General features: G+C 67.7%; 18 protein-coding genes, 2 pseudogenes and 1 riboswitch. Of the genes and pseudogenes, 15 read left to right on the top strand and 5 right to left on the bottom strand.

The window, feature by feature from the left end; genetic code table 11:
- Positions 1-28: 28 nt before the first annotated feature.
- Positions 29-406: a nuclear transport factor 2 family protein gene (locus QR64_RS13430; RefSeq protein WP_037217988.1), complete on the bottom strand. Its 378-nt coding sequence runs from the start codon at positions 404-406 to the stop codon at positions 29-31.
- 92 nt (positions 407-498) lie between these two features.
- Between QR64_RS13430 and QR64_RS13425 the strand changes: the two genes are divergently transcribed.
- The gene (locus tag QR64_RS13425; RefSeq protein ID WP_006552935.1) at positions 499-879 is read left to right on the top strand and encodes a VOC family protein; all 381 of its coding nucleotides are present in this window, start codon (positions 499-501) and stop codon (positions 877-879) included.
- Positions 880-886: 7 nt separating this feature from the next.
- Here QR64_RS13425 and QR64_RS13420 read toward each other — a convergent pair whose 3' ends face one another.
- The gene (locus QR64_RS13420; protein WP_019291086.1) at positions 887-1315 is read right to left on the bottom strand and encodes a hypothetical protein; all 429 of its coding nucleotides are present in this window, start codon (positions 1313-1315) and stop codon (positions 887-889) included.
- A 23-nt stretch (positions 1316-1338) separates the two neighbouring features.
- Positions 1339-4122 carry a vitamin B12-dependent ribonucleotide reductase gene (locus QR64_RS13415; protein WP_006552933.1) on the bottom strand — a complete coding sequence of 928 codons (2784 nt, stop codon included), beginning with the start codon at positions 4120-4122 and terminating at the stop codon, positions 1339-1341.
- 107 nt (positions 4123-4229) lie between these two features.
- On the opposite strand from QR64_RS13415, the gene QR64_RS13410 reads away from it, so the two are divergent.
- Positions 4230-4712, top strand: a complete 483-nt coding sequence (locus tag QR64_RS13410) for a DUF456 domain-containing protein (protein WP_006552932.1) — start codon at positions 4230-4232, stop codon at positions 4710-4712.
- 90 nt (positions 4713-4802) lie between these two features.
- On the opposite strand, the gene QR64_RS13405 is transcribed toward QR64_RS13410, so the two are convergent.
- Positions 4803-6200 carry an FAD-dependent oxidoreductase gene (locus QR64_RS13405; RefSeq protein WP_039585497.1) on the bottom strand — a complete coding sequence of 466 codons (1398 nt, stop codon included), beginning with the start codon at positions 6198-6200 and terminating at the stop codon, positions 4803-4805.
- A gap of 292 nt (positions 6201-6492) precedes the next feature.
- Between QR64_RS13405 and QR64_RS13400 the strand changes: the two genes are divergently transcribed.
- The 7 genes from QR64_RS13400 to QR64_RS13370 all read left to right on the top strand — a co-directional run bounded on the left by QR64_RS13400 (position 6493) and on the right by QR64_RS13370 (position 13007).
- On the top strand, positions 6493-6939 hold the full coding sequence (locus QR64_RS13400) for a membrane protein (RefSeq protein WP_039585496.1): 447 nt from the start codon (positions 6493-6495) through the stop codon (positions 6937-6939).
- A gap of 70 nt (positions 6940-7009) precedes the next feature.
- Entirely contained in the window at positions 7010-7420 is a 411-nt protein-coding gene (locus QR64_RS13395) for a rhodanese-like domain-containing protein (RefSeq protein ID WP_039585495.1), read from the top strand.
- Positions 7417-8640, top strand: a complete 1224-nt coding sequence (locus QR64_RS13390; RefSeq protein WP_006552928.1) for an O-succinylhomoserine sulfhydrylase — start codon at positions 7417-7419, stop codon at positions 8638-8640. Before QR64_RS13395 ends, QR64_RS13390 begins: the two co-directional genes overlap by 4 nt.
- A gap of 19 nt (positions 8641-8659) precedes the next feature.
- Positions 8660-8789: riboswitch (cobalamin riboswitch) on the top strand.
- An 87-nt stretch (positions 8790-8876) separates the two neighbouring features.
- Positions 8877-9782 carry an ABC transporter substrate-binding protein gene (locus QR64_RS13385; RefSeq protein ID WP_200886502.1) on the top strand — a complete coding sequence of 302 codons (906 nt, stop codon included), beginning with the start codon at positions 8877-8879 and terminating at the stop codon, positions 9780-9782.
- 107 nt (positions 9783-9889) lie between these two features.
- Entirely contained in the window at positions 9890-10852 is a 963-nt protein-coding gene (locus QR64_RS13380) for a FecCD family ABC transporter permease (RefSeq protein ID WP_235367142.1), read from the top strand.
- Positions 10849-11661: an ABC transporter ATP-binding protein gene (locus tag QR64_RS13375; protein WP_006552925.1), complete on the top strand. Its 813-nt coding sequence runs from the start codon at positions 10849-10851 to the stop codon at positions 11659-11661. The genes QR64_RS13380 and QR64_RS13375 overlap by 4 nt, the downstream gene beginning before the upstream one ends.
- On the top strand, positions 11661-13007 hold the full coding sequence (locus tag QR64_RS13370; protein WP_006552924.1) for a bifunctional adenosylcobinamide kinase/adenosylcobinamide-phosphate guanylyltransferase: 1347 nt from the start codon (positions 11661-11663) through the stop codon (positions 13005-13007). Before QR64_RS13375 ends, QR64_RS13370 begins: the two co-directional genes overlap by 1 nt.
- A gap of 63 nt (positions 13008-13070) precedes the next feature.
- Here the strand turns inward: QR64_RS13370 and QR64_RS13365 are convergent, their stop codons facing one another.
- Positions 13071-13844, bottom strand: a complete 774-nt coding sequence (locus QR64_RS13365) for a sulfite exporter TauE/SafE family protein (RefSeq protein ID WP_006552923.1) — start codon at positions 13842-13844, stop codon at positions 13071-13073.
- A 319-nt stretch (positions 13845-14163) separates the two neighbouring features.
- Between QR64_RS13365 and QR64_RS13360 the strand changes: the two are divergent.
- The 6 genes and pseudogenes from QR64_RS13360 to QR64_RS13340 all read left to right on the top strand — a co-directional run.
- Positions 14164-14604 (top strand): annotated as a pseudogene (locus QR64_RS13360) (LLM class flavin-dependent oxidoreductase); the annotation flags it as partial.
- Positions 14605-14759: 155 nt separating this feature from the next.
- Complete coding sequence (locus QR64_RS13355) at positions 14760-15620, top strand: DUF559 domain-containing protein (RefSeq protein ID WP_039585493.1); 861 nt, start codon at positions 14760-14762, stop codon at positions 15618-15620.
- Positions 15621-15745: 125 nt separating this feature from the next.
- Positions 15746-16105 (top strand): annotated as a pseudogene (locus QR64_RS27855) (LLM class flavin-dependent oxidoreductase); the annotation flags it as partial.
- 1 nt (position 16106) lies between these two features.
- The coding region (locus QR64_RS27850; RefSeq protein ID WP_235367123.1) for an LLM class flavin-dependent oxidoreductase at positions 16107-16630 on the top strand (524 nt) is incomplete at its 5' end.
- A gap of 183 nt (positions 16631-16813) precedes the next feature.
- Complete coding sequence (gene pta, locus QR64_RS13345) at positions 16814-18898, top strand: phosphate acetyltransferase (RefSeq protein ID WP_039585489.1); 2085 nt, start codon at positions 16814-16816, stop codon at positions 18896-18898.
- Positions 18895-20109: an acetate/propionate family kinase gene (locus QR64_RS13340; RefSeq protein ID WP_039585487.1), complete on the top strand. Its 1215-nt coding sequence runs from the start codon at positions 18895-18897 to the stop codon at positions 20107-20109. Before pta ends, QR64_RS13340 begins: the two co-directional genes overlap by 4 nt.
- Positions 20110-20112: the final 3 nt, after the last annotated feature.

The following is a 20112-nucleotide window of genomic DNA, read 5'->3' as shown; positions in this document are numbered from 1 at the left end:
CGCTGGGGTTCCGGTCGTCGGGAGTGGATCACTCCTCGTAGAGGTCGGCCTCGCTCAGTCCGGTCGCCTCGAAGGCCTCGCCGAGATCGGCGTGGCGGACGACGGTGACCACCTGGTCGTCGACCACCCGGAAGGCGATCGCCTCGTCGCGGGGACCCGGATCGGACGCCCAGGTCACCGTCTCCTCGACCACCACGATTCCGTGGTGGACGAACAGGCGGCCCGGTTGCAGCGTGACCCCTGCCGTCGTCGCCCACTCGCGCAGTTCGTCGAGTCCTTGGTCGGGATCGTCGTCGGGGGTGGGGAGCACGATGTCGTCGCTCGACAACTGCACGAGCGTGTCGATGTCGTTGCTGTTCACAGCGTCGTGCCAGGCCAGGACCGTAGCGATCTCCGAAGTACTCATGATCGAGAGCCTAGTCGCCGGATCGCCGAGGTGGGGGCGTGAATCCGCCGAATCCGCTGTCGCACTCGGGCGCTCCGGAGCACAGTGGACGTATGACGATCACCGGCCAACTCGTGAGCTTCGTCCCGAGCACCGACCTCGACGTCTCGGAGATGTTCTACGTCGACACCCTGCGTTTCCGGAAGCTCTCCCGCGACCCCTTCGCGCTCGTCCTCGACGGAGGCGGCGGCGCACCGGTCCGGGTGACCCTCGTGCAGTCGCGCGAGGAGACCGGCTACACCGTGCTGGGCTGGCGGGTATCCGATCTGGACGGCACCGTCGAACGACTGCGCGAGCACGGCGTGGAGTTCATCCGGTACAACGGCATGGATCAGGACGACCACGACGCGTGGACCGCACCCGACGGTATGCGGGTCGCATGGTTCCGCGACCCGCACGGCAACGTCCTGTCGTTGCTCGAACACCGCACCTGACGCGGCCTCAGCTTGCGAAGGCATCCCACAGGAAGCCGGCGAACAGCACCGCGAAGCCACCCATCTCACCGACGATCAGCGCGGCCATCGCCGGACCCGTCCCGCGCACCGGATGCGCGAACTGATTCGTGGTGTCGCGCAGCGCACCGTGCACGACATAGCTCGCGATCGCGCCGACGAAGAACACCACGATCACCGCGGCCGCGGCGAGGTTCACTGCGGTGGGCCACGCGCTGAGCTCGACGAACACCGCGACCAGCAGCGTCGCGAAGGAATACATCAGGGCCGATCGGTGGGCGATGTCGACGTACGGGTGCGCGAGGTGGTCGTCGGACGTCGCCATCTGCCGGTACTTCCACACGCCGAGAGCGAGCGCAAGAAGGAAGACCGCACCCGCGGCCGTCAGTGTCAGTTCGGTGTCGACTCCCAGGACCATCCCGCCAGTATGGACGCATCACCTCAACTGCAGCCGCTGGTGTTCCCACAGGACGGGCAGGCGTGGCACGACCCGGCCCGTTGCATCTTCACTCCGCACTGCATGCAGTACGGCGCGTCCGGATTCGACGGTGACGGAGCAGCGAGACCACCCGGGGAGGACGTGCTCGCGCTGCTCGTGCTGTGCGTGCCCCGCGGCGCGGTCGCCGGCGGATCGGGCTCACGCACCGGTGGTGTGCTCGTGTACGGCGTGAGCGTGGGGGTGTCGGGCACCGAACGCTCGGCGCCGGTGAGGATGCCCAGTTCGGCGCGCTCGTCGGGTTCGAGATAGTCGATCGCCAGTCGCCGGAAGATGTAGTCGAGGATCGACGTGGCGATCCGCAGATCCGGATCGTCGGTGATCCCGGCCGGCTCGAAACGCGTACTCGTGAAGGCCCGGACGAAGGTGCGCAACGGGACCCCGTACTGCAGACCGTAACTGACCGACATCGAGAAGGCGTCCATGATGCCGGCGAGCGTCGAGCCCTGTTTGGACACGCGCAGGAACATCTCGCCGGGACGCCCGTCGTCGTACTCACCGATCGTGACGAAGCCCTTGCAGTCCGCCACCCGGAACTCGAACGTCCGAGAAGTGCGGGTGCGCGGGAGCCGCTCGCGGCGAGGCGCCGTGGACGGAGCCGCTTCTGCGACAGCAGGGCGCGACGCCGTCGACAACGGTTGTCCCAGTTTGCAGTTGTCACGGTAGATCGCAAGGGCCTTCACGCCCAGGCGCCACGCGTCGACATACATGTCGGCGATGTCGTCGACGGTCGCGGACTCGGGCAGGTTCACCGTCTTGGAGATCGCACCCGAGAGGAAGGGCTGCACCGCGGCCATCATCGCGACGTGGCCGCGCGGCGAGATGACGTTGTCGCCCATGGACGTCGCGAACACCGGTGCGTGCTCGTCGCGCACGTGCGGCGCACCGGCGAGATCATGATGCAGATCGAGGTGCGCCACGATATCGGCGACCTCCGACGGGCTGTAACCCAGACGCGACAGTGCGCGCGGCACACTGCGATTGACGATCGTGAGGCTGCCGCCGCCGACGAGCTTCTTGGTTTTCACCAACGCCAGATCCGGTTCGATCCCGGTGGTGTCGCAATCCATCGCGAGCCCGATCGTGCCGGTCGGTGCGAGCACGCTGACCTGGCTGTTGCGCACACCGTGGGCAGAGCCGTCGGCCACGGCGCGGTCCCACGCCTGTCGTGCCGCATCGAGCACGTCGGCCGGTGCGAGATCGGCGTCGATGTCATCGAGTGCGCCACGATGCTTGCCCAGCACGTCGAGCATCGGCGCGCGGTTCTCGTCGAAACCGTCGAACGGTCCGAGGCGCCTCGCCATGTCCGCCGACACGGCGTAGGCGTGACCGGTCATCAGGGCGGTGATCGCCGCAGCCGTCGCGCGTCCGGCCTCGCTGTCGTAGGGCAGGCCCGAAGCCATGAGCAGCGCACCGAGGTTGGCGTAACCGAGCCCGAGCTGCCGGAACCGCCGCGACGTCTCACCGATCCGCTCGGTGGGGTAGTCGGCGCGGCCGACGAGGATTTCCTGCGCGGTGAGCATCACCGCCACGGAGTGACGGAAACCGTCGACGTCGAAGGTGCCGTCCTCGCGCAGGAAGGTCAGCAGATTCAGGCTCGCGAGGTTGCAGGCCGAATCGTCGAGATGCATGTACTCCGAGCAGGGATTCGACGCGTTGATCCGGCCGGTCGCGGAGGCGGTGTGCCAGGCATTGATCGTCGTGTCGTACTGGATGCCCGGGTCGGCGCACTCCCAGGTGGCGGCGGCGGTGCGCTGCAACAACTCTCGCGCGCGGACAGTCCGGACCGTCTCGCCGGTCGTCACGGTACGCAGCGGCCACTCGGCGTCGGCCACCACCGCGTGCATGAACTCGTCGGTCACGCGCACCGAGTTGTTCGCGTTCTGGTACTGCACCGAATGGATGTCGGTGCCGTCGAGACCCATGTCGAAACCGGCCTCGGCGAGCACCCGCGCCTTGCGTTCCTCGATCGCCTTGCAGTCGACGAACTCCTCGATGTCGGGATGGTCGACGTCGAGGATCACCATCTTCGCGGCCCGCCGGGTCTTGCCGCCGGACTTGATGGTGCCGGCGGAGGCGTCGGCGCCGCGCATGAAGCTGACCGGCCCCGATGCGCTTCCGCCACCGGTCAGCGGTTCGGCCGACGAGCGGATCCGGGAGAGGTTCACCCCGGCGCCCGACCCGCCCTTGAAGATCACCGCTTCCTGCCGGTACCACTCGAGGATCGAGTCGATGCTGTCGTCGACCGACAGAATGAAACACGCGCTGGCCTGCTGCGGAGTGTTCGGCACCCCGATGTTGAACCAGACGGGACTGTTGAACGAGGCCCGCTGGTGGATCAGCAGATAGGTCAGCTCGGCGGCGAACGCCTCCGGATCGTCGAGATGACCGTCGGTGTGCCCCCACGCCGTGATCGTGTCGACGATGCGCGCGATCACGTCGCGCAACGAGTGCTCACGATCCGGGTGTCCGAGCTGCCCGCGGAAGTACTTCTGCGTGACGATGTCGGTGGCGTTCTGCGACCAGAAGGCAGGAAACTCCACATCGGTTTGCTCGAAGACGACACGACCGGTGCCGTGGTGGACGATCCGCGCGTCGCGGCGCTGCCACTCCACCGCCTCGGCGGGATCGACACCGGGCGTCGTGAAGTACCGGACGTCGCCGCGCACCGCGGCGGCTGCGGCGTCCGATGCACTCTTCGGGCTGCTGTGAGGCCTGGTACTGCTCATCGCGTCCTCCCGGGGGCGTGGACCGGTGGCACATATAGTCCCACCATGCTGCCACCGCGTCCCGGTACTCCGCTGTCTTCCGCCCGCTCGACCCGCCCGGTGGCGCCGTGAGTGCCGGCGGCGAACTGCTCGTCGGGCTGGCGATCCTCGTCGGCCTGCTCGGGATCGTGCTGCCGGTCCTGCCCGGCGTCCTGCTGATCTTCGGCGCTATCGCCGTATGGGCGTTCCTCACGGGAGGCACCACCGCATGGATCGTGCTGGGCGTCGCGGCGGTGGCGCTGCTGGTCACCGGCATCGTGAAGTACACCTGGCCCGGCAAGCGACTGCAGCAGGCCGGGGTGCCGAACCGCTCGTTGATCCTCGCCGGTCTGCTCGGCATCGTCGGGTTCTTCGTCGTCCCCGTCGTCGGGCTGTTCCTGGGCTTCCTGCTCGGCATGTACCTGTCGGAGGTGCAGCGGCATCGCACCCACCGCGACGCGTGGGTCTCGACGGTCGCGGCGACCAAGGCGGTCGCGTTGTCGATCCTCGTCGAACTGTTCGGCGGACTCGTCGCGGCGTCGGTGTGGCTGGGCGCCGTCCTGTTCACCTGAGCGCACCCGGAAAGCCGAGCAGACCCGAAAGCGAGGAGGGACCCATCCGCGCGGATGGGTCCCTCCTCGTTCGTGCAGTTCAGGCTGCTGTCACGCCTTGTGCGGCTCGCTCGCGCGGAACATGTCCTCGCGCTCGACGACCTTCACGCGCTCGCGGCCCTCGGCCTCACCGAGGCTGCGCTCGTGCGCATCGAGGCGGTACCAGCCCTGCCAGGTGGTGTACGGCAGCTGCTTGTCCTCGAGGAACTTCACGATCGCGTCCTCGGACGGATCCTCGGGGGTGTTCAGCCGGCCGGCGGCCCGGTCCTCGAGCAGGTTCGCGACGGTCTCGTTCGCGTCGCCCTTGGTGTGGCCGATCAGGCCCACCGGGCCGCGCTTGATCCAGCCGGTGACGTAGGTGTACGGCATGAACCGGTCGGGACCCTCGGCGCTTTCGTCGGCGAGCACCCGTCCGGCCTCGTTCGGCACGGTGCCGGCCTGCTCGTCGAAGGGCAGCTTGGCGATGTTCTGCGACAGGTAGCCGACCGCACGGTAGACGGCCTGGACTTCCCAGTCGTTGAACTTGCCGGTGCCGCGCACGTTGCCGGTGCCGTCGAGCTCGGTGCGCTCGGTGCGCAGACCGACGACCTTGCCGTCCTCGCCGAGGATCTCGTGCGGGGACTCGAAGAAGTGCAGGAACAGCTTGTGCGGGCGGTTGCCCACATCGCGGATCGCCCAGTCCTGCAGGGTGTTGGCGACCATGTCGACCTGCTTGGAGTTACGCCGTGCCTGCTCGGAGCCCTCGTCGTAGTCGATGTCCTCGGGGTCGACGATGACCTCGATGGTCGGGGAGTGGTCGAGTTCGCGCAGCTCGAGCGGCGTGAACTTGGCCTGCGCCGGACCACGGCGACCGAAGACGTGCACCTCGACGGCCTTGTTGTTCTTCAGACCCTCGTAGACGTTCGGCGGAATCTCCGTCGGCAGCAGCTCGTCGCCGGTCTTGGCGAGCACGCGGGCGACGTCGAGCGCGACGTTGCCGACACCGAGGACGGCGACCTTCTCCGCCTCGAGCGGCCAGGTGCGCGGCACGTCGGGGTGACCGTCGTACCAGGACACGAAGTCGGCGGCGCCGTAGCTGCCGTCGAGGTCGATGCCGGGGATGTTCAGCGCGCGGTCCGCGTTCGCGCCGGTCGAGAAGATCACCGCATCGTAGAAACGCTGCAGGTCGTCGAGGTTGAAGTCGCTGCCGTAGTCGAGATTGCCGAGGAGGCGGATCTGCGGCTTGTCGAGCACCTTGTGCAGGGCGGTGATGATGCCCTTGATGCGCGGGTGGTCGGGCGCGACACCGTAGCGGATCAGACCGAACGGCGCCGGCATGCGCTCGAACAGGTCGATGCTGACCCCGGGATCCTGCGCAGTGTCGGACTTCATGAGTGCGTCGGCGGCGTAGATACCGGCAGGGCCGGCACCCACGATCGCGACGCGAAGGGGACGAGTCTGATCGGTCATCAGGGGATCAACTACCTCTTCGGTGTGCGGACGGACATATCCAGCTTAAATTAAGGCTGCCCTCAGTGGGCTCGGCGCAGGTCGCGCGGGGATGACGGCGAAGGAGGATGAATCGAGCCGTCGAGCGAATCGCTTCAGCGACAACACATGTGGGCACCCATACGACACAGGTCGACGGCGAGGCGTCGAACGAGCTGCGTGGTGGCCATGCGACAATTCCTACCTCGAGAGGGTTTTTAGGGCAAATGCGGTCGTGACGGGCTGCGACCTCGCGCCCACTAGGATCGGGCGCATGGCCAAGCGCGGAGCCCCCGAACCCGAACCCGATCCCGGCCCGGATCCCGACGGTCCCACCAGTAGCAGCATAGGGCCTTTCCTCGGAGCCCTCGCGGTCCTGGTGGTGCTCGTCCTCGTCGTCTTCGGCGCCCAGCTCTTCTCCCCGGCGGGCGACGACCTCACCGAGGACGAGATGGTGCGCCGCGCCGTCACCGACTACGTCTCCGCGCACAACGAGAACGACGGACCGATCCTCGACCGGCTGCGGTGCAGCGATCTGCCCGTCGAGGAAGCACCGCTCGCGGACGTCGAGGGACGCGTGGAGCTGCAGGCCACGCAGAACATCGCCGTGGACGGCGATCGGGCCACCGTCGACGTCCGGACCGGCCTCGACGGGGAGACGCAGACCGAGACGTGGCAGGTCGTCCGCATCGACGACGTGTGGCGGATCTGCCGGTTCTGACGTGTCGCCGTGCGTATACGAAGCGGTGCCCGCGTGTACGTCACAGTCCGACCTGTGAAAATATGTCCCGGTGAGCTACGCAGGTGATATAACGCCGCAGCAGGCATGGGACCTGCTGCAAGGTGATCCGGATGCCGTGCTCGTCGATGTGCGTACCGAAGCCGAGTGGAAATACGTCGGGGTCCCCGAGACCTCGTCGCTCGGTCGCCGGACCGTGTTCATCGAGTGGGTTCGTTACCCCGACGGCGCCCCCAACCCGAACTTCGTCGAGGATCTGAGGGCAGCGGGTATCGGCAGCGGACCGGTGATCTTCCTGTGTCGCTCGGGGCAGCGCTCCATCGGAGCGGCCACGGCCGCCACCGCTGCGGGCCTGACCCCCGCCTACAACGTTCTCGAAGGATTCGAAGGCGCTCTCGACGGCGAAAGCCATCGCGGTGCCGAGGGCTGGCGGGCCGCGGGCCTGCCGTGGAGGCAGTCGTGAGTTCCATCCCCCAGGGCGGCGCGTTCGACAAGGCGCTGCCCGCCACCGTTCGCCCCGCCACGCTCGGCGTGCGCGGCGGCACCCTCCGATCCGGTTTCGAGGAGACCTCCGAGGCCCTTTACCTCAACTCCGGGTTCGTCTACGAGTCGGCCGAGGCCGCCGAGGCCGCTTTCACCGGCGACGTCGACCATTTCGTCTACTCCCGCTACGGCAACCCCACGGTGAAGATGTTCGAGGAGCGCCTGCGCCTGCTCGACGGTGCCGAGGGGGCGTACGCCACCGCGTCAGGCATGTCCGCGGTGTTCACCGCGCTCGCCGCGTTGCTCGGCAAGGGCGACCGTCTCGTCGCGGCACGCAGCCTCTTCGGTTCGTGCTTCGTCGTGTGCAACGAGATTCTGCCCCGCTGGGGCGTGGAGACGGTGTTCGTCGACGGCGAGGATCTCGACCAGTGGGAGAAGGCACTGTCGGTGCCCACCACCGCGGTCTTCTTCGAGACCCCCTCGAACCCCATGCAGACCCTCGTCGACGTGCGTCGCGTCTCCGAGATGGCACATGCGGCGGGCGCGAAGGTGGTGCTGGACAACGTCTTCGCCACCCCGCTGCTGCAGCGCAGCCTCGATCTCGGTGCCGACATCGTCGTCTACTCCGGCACCAAACACATCGACGGTCAGGGCCGCGTGCTCGGCGGAGCGATCCTCGGACCCGCCGACTACATCGACGGGCCGGTGCAGAAGCTCATCCGCCACACCGGGCCGTCGCTGAGCCCGTTCAACGCGTGGACGCTGCTCAAGGGCCTCGAGACCATGCCGGTGCGGTTGCGCGCCTCGGTCGATTCGGCGCTGCGCATCGCGCAGTTCCTCGAGTCGCAGGATGCGGTGCGCTGGGTCAAGTACCCGTATCTCGAGTCGCACCCGCAGTACGAACTCGCGAAGTCGCAGATGAGTGGCGGTGGCACGATCATCACGTTGGAGCTCGACGCCCCCGAGGGCGAGGGCAAGAAGCGTGCCTTCGAGCTGCTGAACAAGCTGCGCATCGTCGACATCTCGAACAATCTCGGCGACTCCAAGTCGCTCATCACCCACCCGGCGACCACCACCCACCGGGCGATGGGACCGGAGGGCCGGGCCGCGATCGGTTTGTCCGACGGCGTGGTGCGACTGTCCGTGGGCCTCGAGGATCCCGAGGATCTGCTCGAGGATCTCCAGCAGGCGCTGTCCTGACCTGGGACGCCGTGAGCTACGCTGCGGGTGTCCTGCCGATCCGGTAGGGCACCCGCTGCGTTTTCGGTGAAGCCGGTGAGATTCCGGCGCTGTCCCGCAACTGTAAGTCCCGATACGGGGTGAGCCAGGTCGGCCGGCGCGGAGGGTCCGTACGTACTGGTCCTCGGACGAAGGACGGTGGCGTGCCGCAACCGCCTGTTGCAGCCGTGCTGTTTTCGTCCTCCGAACAACGGAGGATGGCTGTGCCACTCGACAACCACCGACGGCTGCTCGCCGCCGGACTGACCGCTTTCGCGCTCCTCGCCGCAGGGTGCTCGAGCAGCGACGATTCGTCACCGTCCGGTGACACCGACACCACCTCCGCGGACGTCCCGCAGGCCATCGTGTCGCTGAGCCCCACCAGCACGGAGATGCTCTACGCCGTCGGTGCCGGCGACCAGGTGGTCGCGGTCGACGACCGATCCGATTATCCGGCCGACGCGCCCGTCACCGATCTGTCGGGGTACACCCCCAACGTCGAGGCGATCCTCGGTTACGAACCCGACCTGGTCGTCGCCAACGCCGATACCGCCGATCTCGTTGCGGGACTCGAACAGGCCGGTGTCGAGACGCTGATCCTTCCCGCGGCCGAGAACCTGGACGACACCTACGCCCAGATCGAGCAGCTGGGAGCCGTCACCGGACACGTCGGCGACGCCGCCGAACTCGTGGCGCAGATGAAGACGGACATCGACGAGATTCTCGCCGGCCTCCCCGAACGGGAGACCCCGCTGACCTACTACCACGAGCTCGACAACACCTTCTACACCGTCACCGACGACACCTACATCGGCGAGATCTACTCGATGCTGGGGCTGACCTCGATCGCGACCGGCGGCGACGGCTACCCGCAGCTGTCCGCCGAGTACGTCCTCGAACAGAACCCCGACGTGATCTTCCTGGCCGACGGCCAGTGCTGCGGCGTCACGCCCGAGGTCGTCGCGGAACGTGCCGGATGGGGCGAGCTCACCGCTGTCCGGGACGGCCAGGTCTACGTCCTCGACGAGGACATCGCCAGTCGCTGGGGGCCGCGCGTCGTGGACCTGATGCGTGAGGTCGCCCGGATCGTCGGCACCACCCCCGCGGCCCAGCCCACGCCTTGATCTCCGTGTCGCGAGGCAACACCCGCGCACTGCCACCCGGTGGTGCGCGGGTACTGCCGCGCAACGTGCTCGTGCTGACCGGCGCCGTGCTCGCCCTGTTCGCCGCGATGCTGGTCGGGATCCTCGTCGGGCCCGCCGGTCTCACCCCGGGCGGGGTGCTGCTCGACATCGCCGACCGCCTGCCGCTCGTCGACGTCGACTCCGGGTTGAGCACGCGTCAGCAGGCGATCCTGTGGAACATCCGGATGCCGCGCGTCGTGCTCGGGATGCTGGTCGGTGCGATGCTGGCCATCGCCGGTGCGGCCTACCAAGGGGTCTTCCGCAATCCGCTCGCCGATCCCTATCTGCTCGGGGTCTCCAGCGGCGCCGGTCTCGGTGCCACCCTCGCCATCGTCGTGGGCGGCGCGGCCGGGTTCGCCGGTGTCCCGATCGCGGCCTTCGCCGGGGGCCTGCTCGCCGTCGGCGCGACGTATTCGCTCGGCCGCACCGTCGGCGGCAGCCGCTCGGAAGTCGTCATCATCCTCGCCGGTGTCGCCGTCGCGGCCTTCGCCAACGCGATCCAGACGTTCTTCATGCAGCTGCACGACGACACCCTGCGGCAGGTGTACTCGTGGATGCTCGGCCGCCTGTCCACCGACGGTTGGTCCGACGTCGTCGTGGTCCTGCCGTACGTCGTGGTCACCGTCGCGATCATCGCGCTGCATCGGCGCACACTCGATGTCATGGCGGTCGGCGACGTCGAAGCCGCGAGCCTCGGGATCAACCCGGCGCGCGTGCGGCTGCTGCTCGTCTGCGTCGCGACCCTCGGAACCGCGGCCGTCGTCTCGGCGAGCGGTCTCATCGGGTTCGTCGGCATCGTCGTCCCCCACGCGGTCCGGCTGCTCGCCGGACCCGGCCACCGTCTCCTGCTGCCGCTGTCGCTGCTGGTGGGTGCGTCCTTCCTCGTCCTCGCGGACGTCCTGGCCCGCACCGTCATGTCGCCCGCCGAACTGCCGATCGGTGTCGTCACCGCGGCGATCGGGGCGCCCTTCTTCCTCGTCGTGCTCAGACGGAGCCGAGGTGTCCGATGAAGAGCGATGTTCTCACCACCCCGACCATGACGGTGTCGTGCCGGCAGCTCAGCGCCGAACGCGGTGGCGTCGAGGTGCTGCACGGGATCGACCTGAACGTCACCGCCGGCTCCTGGCTATCGCTGGTCGGACCCAACGGGTCGGGCAAGACCACCCTGCTGCACGTCCTCGCCGGTCTCGTGCCGGCCACCGGTCACCTGCAGGTCGCCGACATCGTGCCGGGGCGCGCCGGACGTCGGGACATGGCACGCGCGGTCGCGCTGATGCCGCAACGCCCCGTGGTGCCGGAAGGTGTCACCGTCAGGGAACTGATCCATCTCGGCCGCACCCCGCACATCCCGCGCTTCGGATCCGAGACCGCGCACGACCGCGAGGTGGTGGACCGGATCGTAGAACGGCTCGAGCTCGAAGCGTTCGCACCGCGACTCGCGACCGAACTGTCCGGCGGTGAGCTGCAGCGCGTCGTGCTCGCACGCGCTCTCGCCCAGCAACCGCGGGTGCTGCTCCTCGACGAACCCACCAGCGCACTCGACATCGGACACCAGCAGCAGGTACTCGAACTCGTCGATTCGATGCGCACCGAAGGCGACCTCACCGTCATCGCCGCGATGCACGACCTGACCTCCGCCGCCCAATACGGGGAACGGCTCGTACTGCTCGACCGCGGGCACGTCGTCGCCGACGGAGCGCCCGACGACGTCCTCACCGCCGAACGCATCGCGCAGGTCTACGGCGCCCGCGTCGAGATCCTCGACCGCCCGGCGGGTCGCGCCGTCCTCCCGCTCCGCGACAGCACGAAGGACCGCTGATGGAGGTCGTGCTCCTGGGAACCGGCGCGGCGGACGGGTGGCCGAACCCGTTCTGCACGTGTGCATCCTGCGCGGATGCCGCGCGTCGCGGCGAGATCCGCGGGCAGACCGCGGCACTCGTCGACGACGTGCTGATGCTCGACTGCGGTCCGGAGGCGCCCCGCGCAGCCGTGCGGCACGGCAGGTCGCTGGCGCAGGTGCGGCATATCCTCCTGACCCACGCCCATGCAGATCATCTGGGCCCGCAGGCATTGTTGTTCCGGTCGTGGGTGGCCGCCGGCGTCGAACTCGATGTGATAGGTCCCGCCGACGCGCTCGACACCTGTAGACCCTGGGTGGCTCCCGACGCGCCGGTGCGTTTCGTGCCGGTCGAGCCGGGGGATTCGCTCACCGTCGGCGACTACTCGGTGCGCGTTCTTCCCGCACGGCACAAGGTCTTCCGCGACGGCGACGCGGTGCTGTACGACCTGTCGGGCCCCGGCGGGTCGCGGTTGCTGTGGGCGTGCGACACCGGGATGTGGCTCGCCGAGTGGTTCGAGGCCGTGCGCGACGCCCGGTTCGACGCGGTATTCCTCGAGGAAACCTTCGGCGACCGTTCCGAACTGTCCGAGGGTCACCTCGGCCTGCCCGAGTTCGGCGCGATGGTGGATGGTCTGCGCGGTGTCGGTGCCGTCACCGAGAACACCGAGGTGGTCGCAGTGCATCTGGGCCACCACAATCCGCCCATCGACGAACTGCGGAATCGTCTGCAGCAGGTGGATGCTCGTCCCGGTCGTGACGGTGAGGTGGTCCACGTGGGTGAAGGCACTCCGGTCGTGCCGCATCGGACGCTGGTTCTCGGGGGAGTGCGGTCGGGCAAGTCGCGGCACGCCGAGGAACTACTCGCGTCCTGCCCGTCCGTCACCTACGTCGCCACCGGCGGGACACGAGAGGGTGACGCGGAGTGGGCGGAACGTGTTGCACTGCACCGGGAAAGACGTCCCGGTTCATGGTCGACGGTGGAGACGGTCGATGTCGCCGAGGTGCTGTGCACCGCTACGGAACCGCTGCTGATCGATTGTCTCGGAACGTGGTTGACGGCACGGCTCGATATCCACGGTGTCTGGGATGGTGGCGACCTCGACCCTGTCCACTCCGATGTGGACGAGTTGATCGCGGCGTGGCGGAAGTGTGCGGTGCCGGTGGTCGCCGTGAGCAACGAGGTCGGTAGCGGAGTGGTGCCCGCGACCTCTTCGGGCCGATTGTTCCGCGACATGCTCGGCCGGCTCAATGCGCGGGTCGCGGAGGCCAGTGAGTCGGCAACTCTCGTGGTGGCGGGGATTCCCATTTCTCTGAAATCGGATTGATACCTGTTCTTCTCGTAACGCTGCGGACAACCCCGGCAGAGGTGAATTCCGGAAAGTGGTGCGTCAGGCGAGCAGTCGGTAAAGACCGATCAGCCCCACCACGACGATCACCGCCCGCAGCGCGACCGGCGACAGGCGTCGGCCGTAGTGCGAGCCGAGATAGCCACCGATCAAAGAACCCACCGCGATCAGTGCGGCCACGGTCCAGTCGATCCGGTCGAACGCCACCAGGATGTACGCGCACGCGGCCACGACGTTCACCACCAGCGACAGCAGATTCTTCACCGCGTTCTGTCGCTGGATGTGGTCGTGCAGCAACGCTCCGAACAAACCCATGAGCAGAATGCCCTGCGCCGCCGTGAAATAGCCGCCGTAGATGCCGACGGCGAAAGTGCCGACGACGAGCAGTGTCATCCGCACCGGTCCGAGGTGGCCGTCGGCGTCGCCGCCGGTTCTGCGGGCCACCCACGCCTGGATCTTCGGCTGGAACACGACGAGGGTAAGGGCCAGGAGGAGCAGGATGGGTACGACCGTCTCGAAGACGGTCTCAGGCAGGTGGAGCAGGAGCCACGCTCCTACCAGTGCCCCGCAGAACGACGCCGGGATCTGCCATCGCAGCCGCTCCCATTGCCCGCGCAGCTCGCGCCGATACCCCCAGGTGCCTGACACACCTCCAGCGACCAGGCCGATCGCGTTGGACATCGTCGCGGTCACCGGGGGCACACCGAACGCGACGAGCGTCGGGAAGGTGATGAGAGTGCCGGATCCGACGAGGGAGTTGATCGCTCCGGCGCCCAGTCCGGCCAATGCGACGAGGAAGAGTTCGAGCGGGGTCACCGAGGCGAGTCTACGGCGTACCGAAACCGGCCTTGTCGTCGATGTCGGGGCACCACGTCGACATCGACATCGGTCTCGACGAGGGACGGTATTTCCGCCACGGTGAGAGAAAGCCTGTCCGCGCCGCGCCGCACTCCGTAGCTTGAGCCGCGACCATCCAGAGCGACCGAGAGACCTGGCTCTACGACGTCGCAGCAACCCCCCGTACGCGGGTGCGGGTGCTACCGCCGGGACCCACGTCTGCACCCTCGCTTTCCCACACCCCGCATTCCCGAAAGGCCCATTCCGATGGCTCCCGCCCACAGGACGTCGCCGTGAGCACGTCCACCCGGGCACGACAGTCGAAGCGGTCGAGGCGTACCGGGCAGCGTTCCGTCCGTCGCCGATCCTGAGGAAGCCCTACGTGGTGGTCTCGGCCGACGCGGTGGTCGCCGACGACGACGCCACCGCACGCGAACTGGCGTCGACCTACGGGCACTGGACGCACAGCATCCGCTCGGGTCACGGCGCGATCCCGTATCCGAACCCGGACACCACCCCGCCGCTGACCGACGAGGAGCGAGCCCTCGTCGACGACCGTATCGTCACCCAGTTCGTGGGGGCGCCGAGCACGGTGGCGGAGCGACTCGACACCCTCCGCCGAGTGACGGACGCCGACGAACTCGTCGTCACCTCGGTCACCCACGGCCACGAGGACCGTCTGCGTTCCTACGAACTGCTGGCCCGCGAATGGGGATTGGCGCGGGTCCGCGCCGCGTGATCGTTCGTCGAGACCGGTGTTGTTGTCGATAACTCGCGAGAAATCGACAACAACACCGGTCTCGATTCGGCGCGTCTGGGGATAACGTCGAAAGTTCTCCACAGACGGCGGATTCGGGGTACCGGGAACGCAGGAGACCGGGCACGCTCGCGCTCATGGTCGACTTCCACGAACCGTTCGCCGGCACCGATGCACTGGCGGCCGGATCGGTGACGCGGTATCAACTTCGGCACCACTTCGTGAAGCTTCATCGCAATGTGTACGTCGCTCCGGGAGTCGAAGCGACCGCGCTGCTACGCGCGAAGGCCGCCTGGTTGTGGACCGGAGGCGCCGGGGTACTGGCCGGACCATCCGCAGCCGCCGTGCACGGGACCCGTTGGCTCGACGCGTCGTTGCCGGCGGAGATGGTGCGACCCGGAAAACTGCACTCGACGCCGGGCATCATCGTTCGCAGCGTCGACGACATCGAATCCTGCGTCGTCGACGGAATGACGGTGACGATACCGGCCCGAACGGCCTTCGACCTCGCGCGCGGTGCGGACCTCGATCGGTGCGTCGAAATGGTGGACGCGCTCTGCAATGCGACCGGAACGAAGGTCCACGAGATCGAAGCGGTGGCCGCTCGGAACAAGGGCGCTCGGCACCTCGCGTCCGTACGGAAGGTTCTCGAACTCGTCGACGGAGGTGCCGCGTCACCACCGGAGACGCACACGCGGCTGCTGATCGTCCGATCCGGTCTGCCCGTGCCGGAGACGCAGATCGAGATCTACGACGGTGGGCGGTTCGTGGCACGTGCGGACATGGGCTGGAAGCAGTGGAGGGTCCTCGTCGAGTACGACGGTGCGCAGCACTGGACCGATCGAGTACAGCGGACCATCGACATCGACCGCTATGCGTTGCTGTCGGAGCTCGGTTGGACCGTGGTGCGTGTCGGCGCCGACCTGCTGTATCGGCGACCTCGAGTCCTCGTCGAAAGGGTGCGACGCGCGTTGTACCGCGCCGGTGCCCTCGGGTGACCTGTCGAGACCGGTGTTGTGTGCGATTTTTCGGTGAATTTCGAACACAACGTCGGTCTCGACCGACGACGAGCGTCCGGTGGGCATACTCGGGGACATCGGAACGCGAACGGTCGGAGGAATCTGTGGCTCAGGGTTTGAAGTTGGGATACAAGGCGTCGGCAGAGCAGTTCGGGCCGCGCGAGCTGGTGGAGTTGGGTGTGTTGGCCGAGGCGCACGGGATGGATTCGGCGACGGTGTCGGATCATTTCCAGCCGTGGCGGCACAACGGTGGGCATGCGCCGTTCTCGTTGGCGTGGATGACCGCCGTGGGCGAGCGCACCGAAAGGTTGCAGCTGGGCACGAGTGTGCTCACGCCGACGTTCCGGTACAACCCGGCGGTGATCGCGCAGGCCTTCGCGACGATGGGGTGTCTGTATCCGGGACGGATCTTCCTCGGGGTCGGCACCGGTGAAGCACTCAACGAGATCGCCACCGGTTATGCGNACGACGTGCCCGAAGGCGGCATCCCGGTCTACGTCGCCGCCGGCGGTCCGGTCGTGGCTCGCTATGCCGGACGCGCGGGGGACGGGTTCATCTGCACCTCGGGTAAGGGCATGGAGCTCTACACCGACAAGCTGTTGCCGGCCGTCGCCGAGGGGGCGGAGAAGGCGGAGCGGGATGTGGCGCAGATCGACAGAATGATCGAGATCAAGATCTCGTACGACACCGATCCGGACAAGGCGTTGGAGAACACCCGCTTCTGGGCGCCGCTGTCGCTCACGCCGGAGCAGAAGCATTCGATCGATGATCCGATGGAGATGGAGGCGGCGGCGGATGCGTTGCCGATCGAGCAGGTCGCCAAGCGGTGGATCGTGGCGTCGGATCCGGACGAGGCGGTCGAGCAGGTCAGGGCGTATGTCGATGCGGGGTTGAATCATCTGGTGTTCCATGCGCCGGGTCATGATCAGAAGCGGTTCCTGGAGTTGTTCGAGCGCGACCTCGCCCCGCGCCTGCGCGCACTCACCTGACGTCCGACCCGCAAGGTGCCGCTTCTCCGCTGAGTAGGAGCGGCACCGAGCAGCCCGACACCCCGCGCGTGCTGCAGACCCAGTCCTGACATCCCGCGACTCCCATGCCCGGCCGGACACCTCCGGCCGGGCATGTGCGCGGGTACGCGGGACGGAGCAAAGTTTGCAGTTAGGGTGGAATCCATGAGTGCTGCTGCAGGGTCCGTCTCGAGCATCTACATCGCAGCTCCGGAAGGGGACACCGGGAAGTCGACGGTCGCCCTGGGCGTGCTGCAGACGCTGTGCGCGTCCACCGCCCGCGTCGGTGTCTTCCGTCCCATCGCGCGCTCCGACAGCGACATCGACTACATCCTCGAACTGTTGCTCGAACACACCACCGTCGACCTCGCCTACGAGGACTGCATCGGCGTCACCTACGACGACGTCCACGACGACCCGGACGCCGCGCTCAGCGACATCGTCGGCAAGTACCACGCGGTGGCGGACCGCTGCGACGCCGTCGTCATCGTCGGCAGCGACTACACCGAGATCGCCAACCCGAGCGAACTGTCGTACAACGCCCGCATCGCGGCGAACCTCGACGCCCCGGTACTGCTCGTCCTGCGCGGTTCCCGCCGCACGCCCTCGGAGATCGCCCAGCTCGCCGGTGTGTGTGCGAACGAGCTCGCGGGACAGCACGCGCATCTCGGCGCGGTGGTGGTGAACCGCTGCGACCCCCATGCACTCGACGAGATCGCCCGGGCTCTCGGCGACCGCACCGAACCGGTGTGGACGCTCCCGGAGGTGCCCGCACTGGTCGCGCCGACGATGGCCGAGCTGCAGACCGCGATCGGAGGCGAGCTCTACAGCGGTGACCCCGACCTGCTGCAGCGGGAAGCGCTGCGGATCATGGTCGGTGGCATGACCGCCGAACGGATTCTCGAGCGGCTCACCGACGGCGTCGTCGTCATCGCTCCCGCCGACCGCTCCGACGTCATCCTCGCGCTGGTCAATGCCAATGCCGCCGAAGGATTCCCGACGCTCGCCGGCATCATCATGAACGGGGGCCTGCTGCCGCACCCGATGATCGCGCAGCTCGTCACGGCCTTGAAGCCGTCGCTGCCGATACTCACCACCGAACTCGGCACCTTCGACACCGCCTCGGCTGCCGACCGCACCCGAGGCCGCATGGCCCTCGGCGCACAGCGCAAGATCGACACGGCACTCGCGCTCATGGAACGACACGTCGATTCCCGTTCTCTGCTCGACCGGTTGCGACTGCCGAGACCGTCCGTGACCACCCCGCAGATGTTCGAATACCAGCTCATCGACCGCGCGCGGGCCCAGCAGCGGCACATCGTGTTACCCGAGGGCGAGGACGACCGCATCCTTCGAGCCGCCGGACGCGTGCTCCAGCGTGGCATCGCGAAGCTGACGATCCTCGGCGACGAGGCAGCCGTCCGCCAGCGGGCGTCGGAACTCGGGGTGGACCTGTCGCAGGCGCAGATCCTCGACCCGCGCACTTCCGAGCACGCCGACCGGTTCGCGGAGGAGTACGCGCGGCTGCGTGCCCACAAGGGCATGACCGTCGAACGTGCACGCGAGATCATGCGCGACATCTCATATTTCGGCACGATGATGGTGCACCTGGGACTGGCCGACGGCATGGTTTCGGGCGCGGCCCACACCACCGCCCACACGATCCGCCCCGCCCTCGAGATCATCAAGACCGAACCGGGCGTCTCCACGGTGTCGAGCATCTTCCTGATGTGCCTCGCCGACCGTGTCCTCGCGTACGGCGACTGCGCCGTCGTCCCCGACCCGACCGCCGACCAGCTCGCCGACATCGCGATTTCGTCCGCCGCGACCGCCGCCCGGTTCGGCATCGACCCGAGGGTCGCGATGCTGTCGTACTCCACCGGCGAATCCGGTTCGGGTGCCGACGTCGACAAGGTCCGCTCGGCCACGACGTTGGTCCGGGAGCGGCGACCCGACCTGCCGGTGGAAGGTCCGATCCAGTACGACGCGGCGATCGAACCGACGGTCGCGAGCGCGAAGCTGCCCGACTCCGACGTCGCCGGACGCGCCACGGTGTTCATCTTCCCGGACCTGAACACCGGCAACAACACCTACAAGGCCGTGCAGCGCAGCGCCGGTGCCGTCGCCGTCGGACCCGTCCTGCAAGGCCTGAACAAGCCGGTCAACGACCTCTCGCGGGGCGCCCTGATCCAGGACATCGTCAACACCATCGCCATCACCGCGATCCAGGCGCAGGAGGAAGACGCGTGAGCAGCCCGAACCCGGTCACCGCAGGCACCGTCCTGGTCCTCAACTCCGGATCGTCGTCGATCAAGTTCCAGCTGATCGAACCGGAGAGCGGAAAGTCGCTGGCGCACGGACTGATCGAGCGGATCGGGGAACCGGAGGGCCGGATCGTCTTCCACCACACGGCGGGGGCGGACGAACGCAACGACGCCATCGCCGACCACCGGACCGGACTGCGTGCGGTACTGGAGATGCTCGAAGGGCTGGGCCGTCCGCTGCACGAGGTGGGCATCGTCGCCGTCGGACACCGACTCGTGCACGGCGGCAAGGTCTTCTACGAACCGACCCTGATCGACGACGACGTGGTCCGCGCCGTCGACGAATTGTCGATCCTTGCGCCCCTCCACAATCCGGCGAACGTCGTGGGAATGGAGGTCGCGCGGGAGGAACTGCCCGACATCCCCCATGTGGGTGTATTCGACACCGCCTTCTTCCACGGTCTTCCGCCGCACGCGGCGACCTATGCGATCGACCGCGACATCGCCCACAAGCACGACATCCGGCGGTACGGATTCCACGGTACTTCACACGAATACGTGTCGGGGCGTGCCGCGGAGTTCCTCGGACGCGACATCGCGGACCTGAATCTGGTTGTGCTCCATCTGGGTAACGGTGCGTCGGCGTCGGCGGTCGCAGGTGGGAGCCCGATCGACACCTCGATGGGACTGACCCCGCTCGAGGGTCTCGTCATGGGCACGCGCAGCGGCGACATCGATCCGGGTGTCGTCATGCACCTCAACCGGGCGGCCGGGTTGAAGGTCGACGCCATCGACGACCTGCTCAACCGGCATTCGGGCCTGAAGGGGCTGTCGGGTGTCAACGACTTCCGGGCTCTGCTGAAGCTCGTCGGCGAGGGCGACGAGGACGCGCGACTCGCGTACGAAGTCTACGTGCATCGTATCCGGAAGTACTTGGGCGCCTACACCTTCGAGCTCGGCGGCGTCGACGCGGTCGTGTTCACCGGTGGGGTGGGGGAGAACAACGTCGACGTCCGGCGCGACAGCCTCTCCGGCCTCGACCGGCTCGGCATCGTCGTCGACGATGCGCGCAACACTGCCGACGACGACGGGGAACGCCGGATCTCGACCGACTCGTCGCAGGTGGAGGTTCTCGTGATCCCCACGAACGAGGAACTCGCCATCGCCCGCGCGGCCGTACAGTTCGCCCGGCGCTGACTT

It is taken from the genome of Rhodococcus sp. Chr-9, from assembly GCF_000801125.1.
GTDB classification, from domain to species: Bacteria; Actinomycetota; Actinomycetes; order Mycobacteriales; family Mycobacteriaceae; genus Rhodococcus; species Rhodococcus pyridinivorans.
This window is presented reverse-complemented; position numbering and strand designations above follow the sequence as displayed.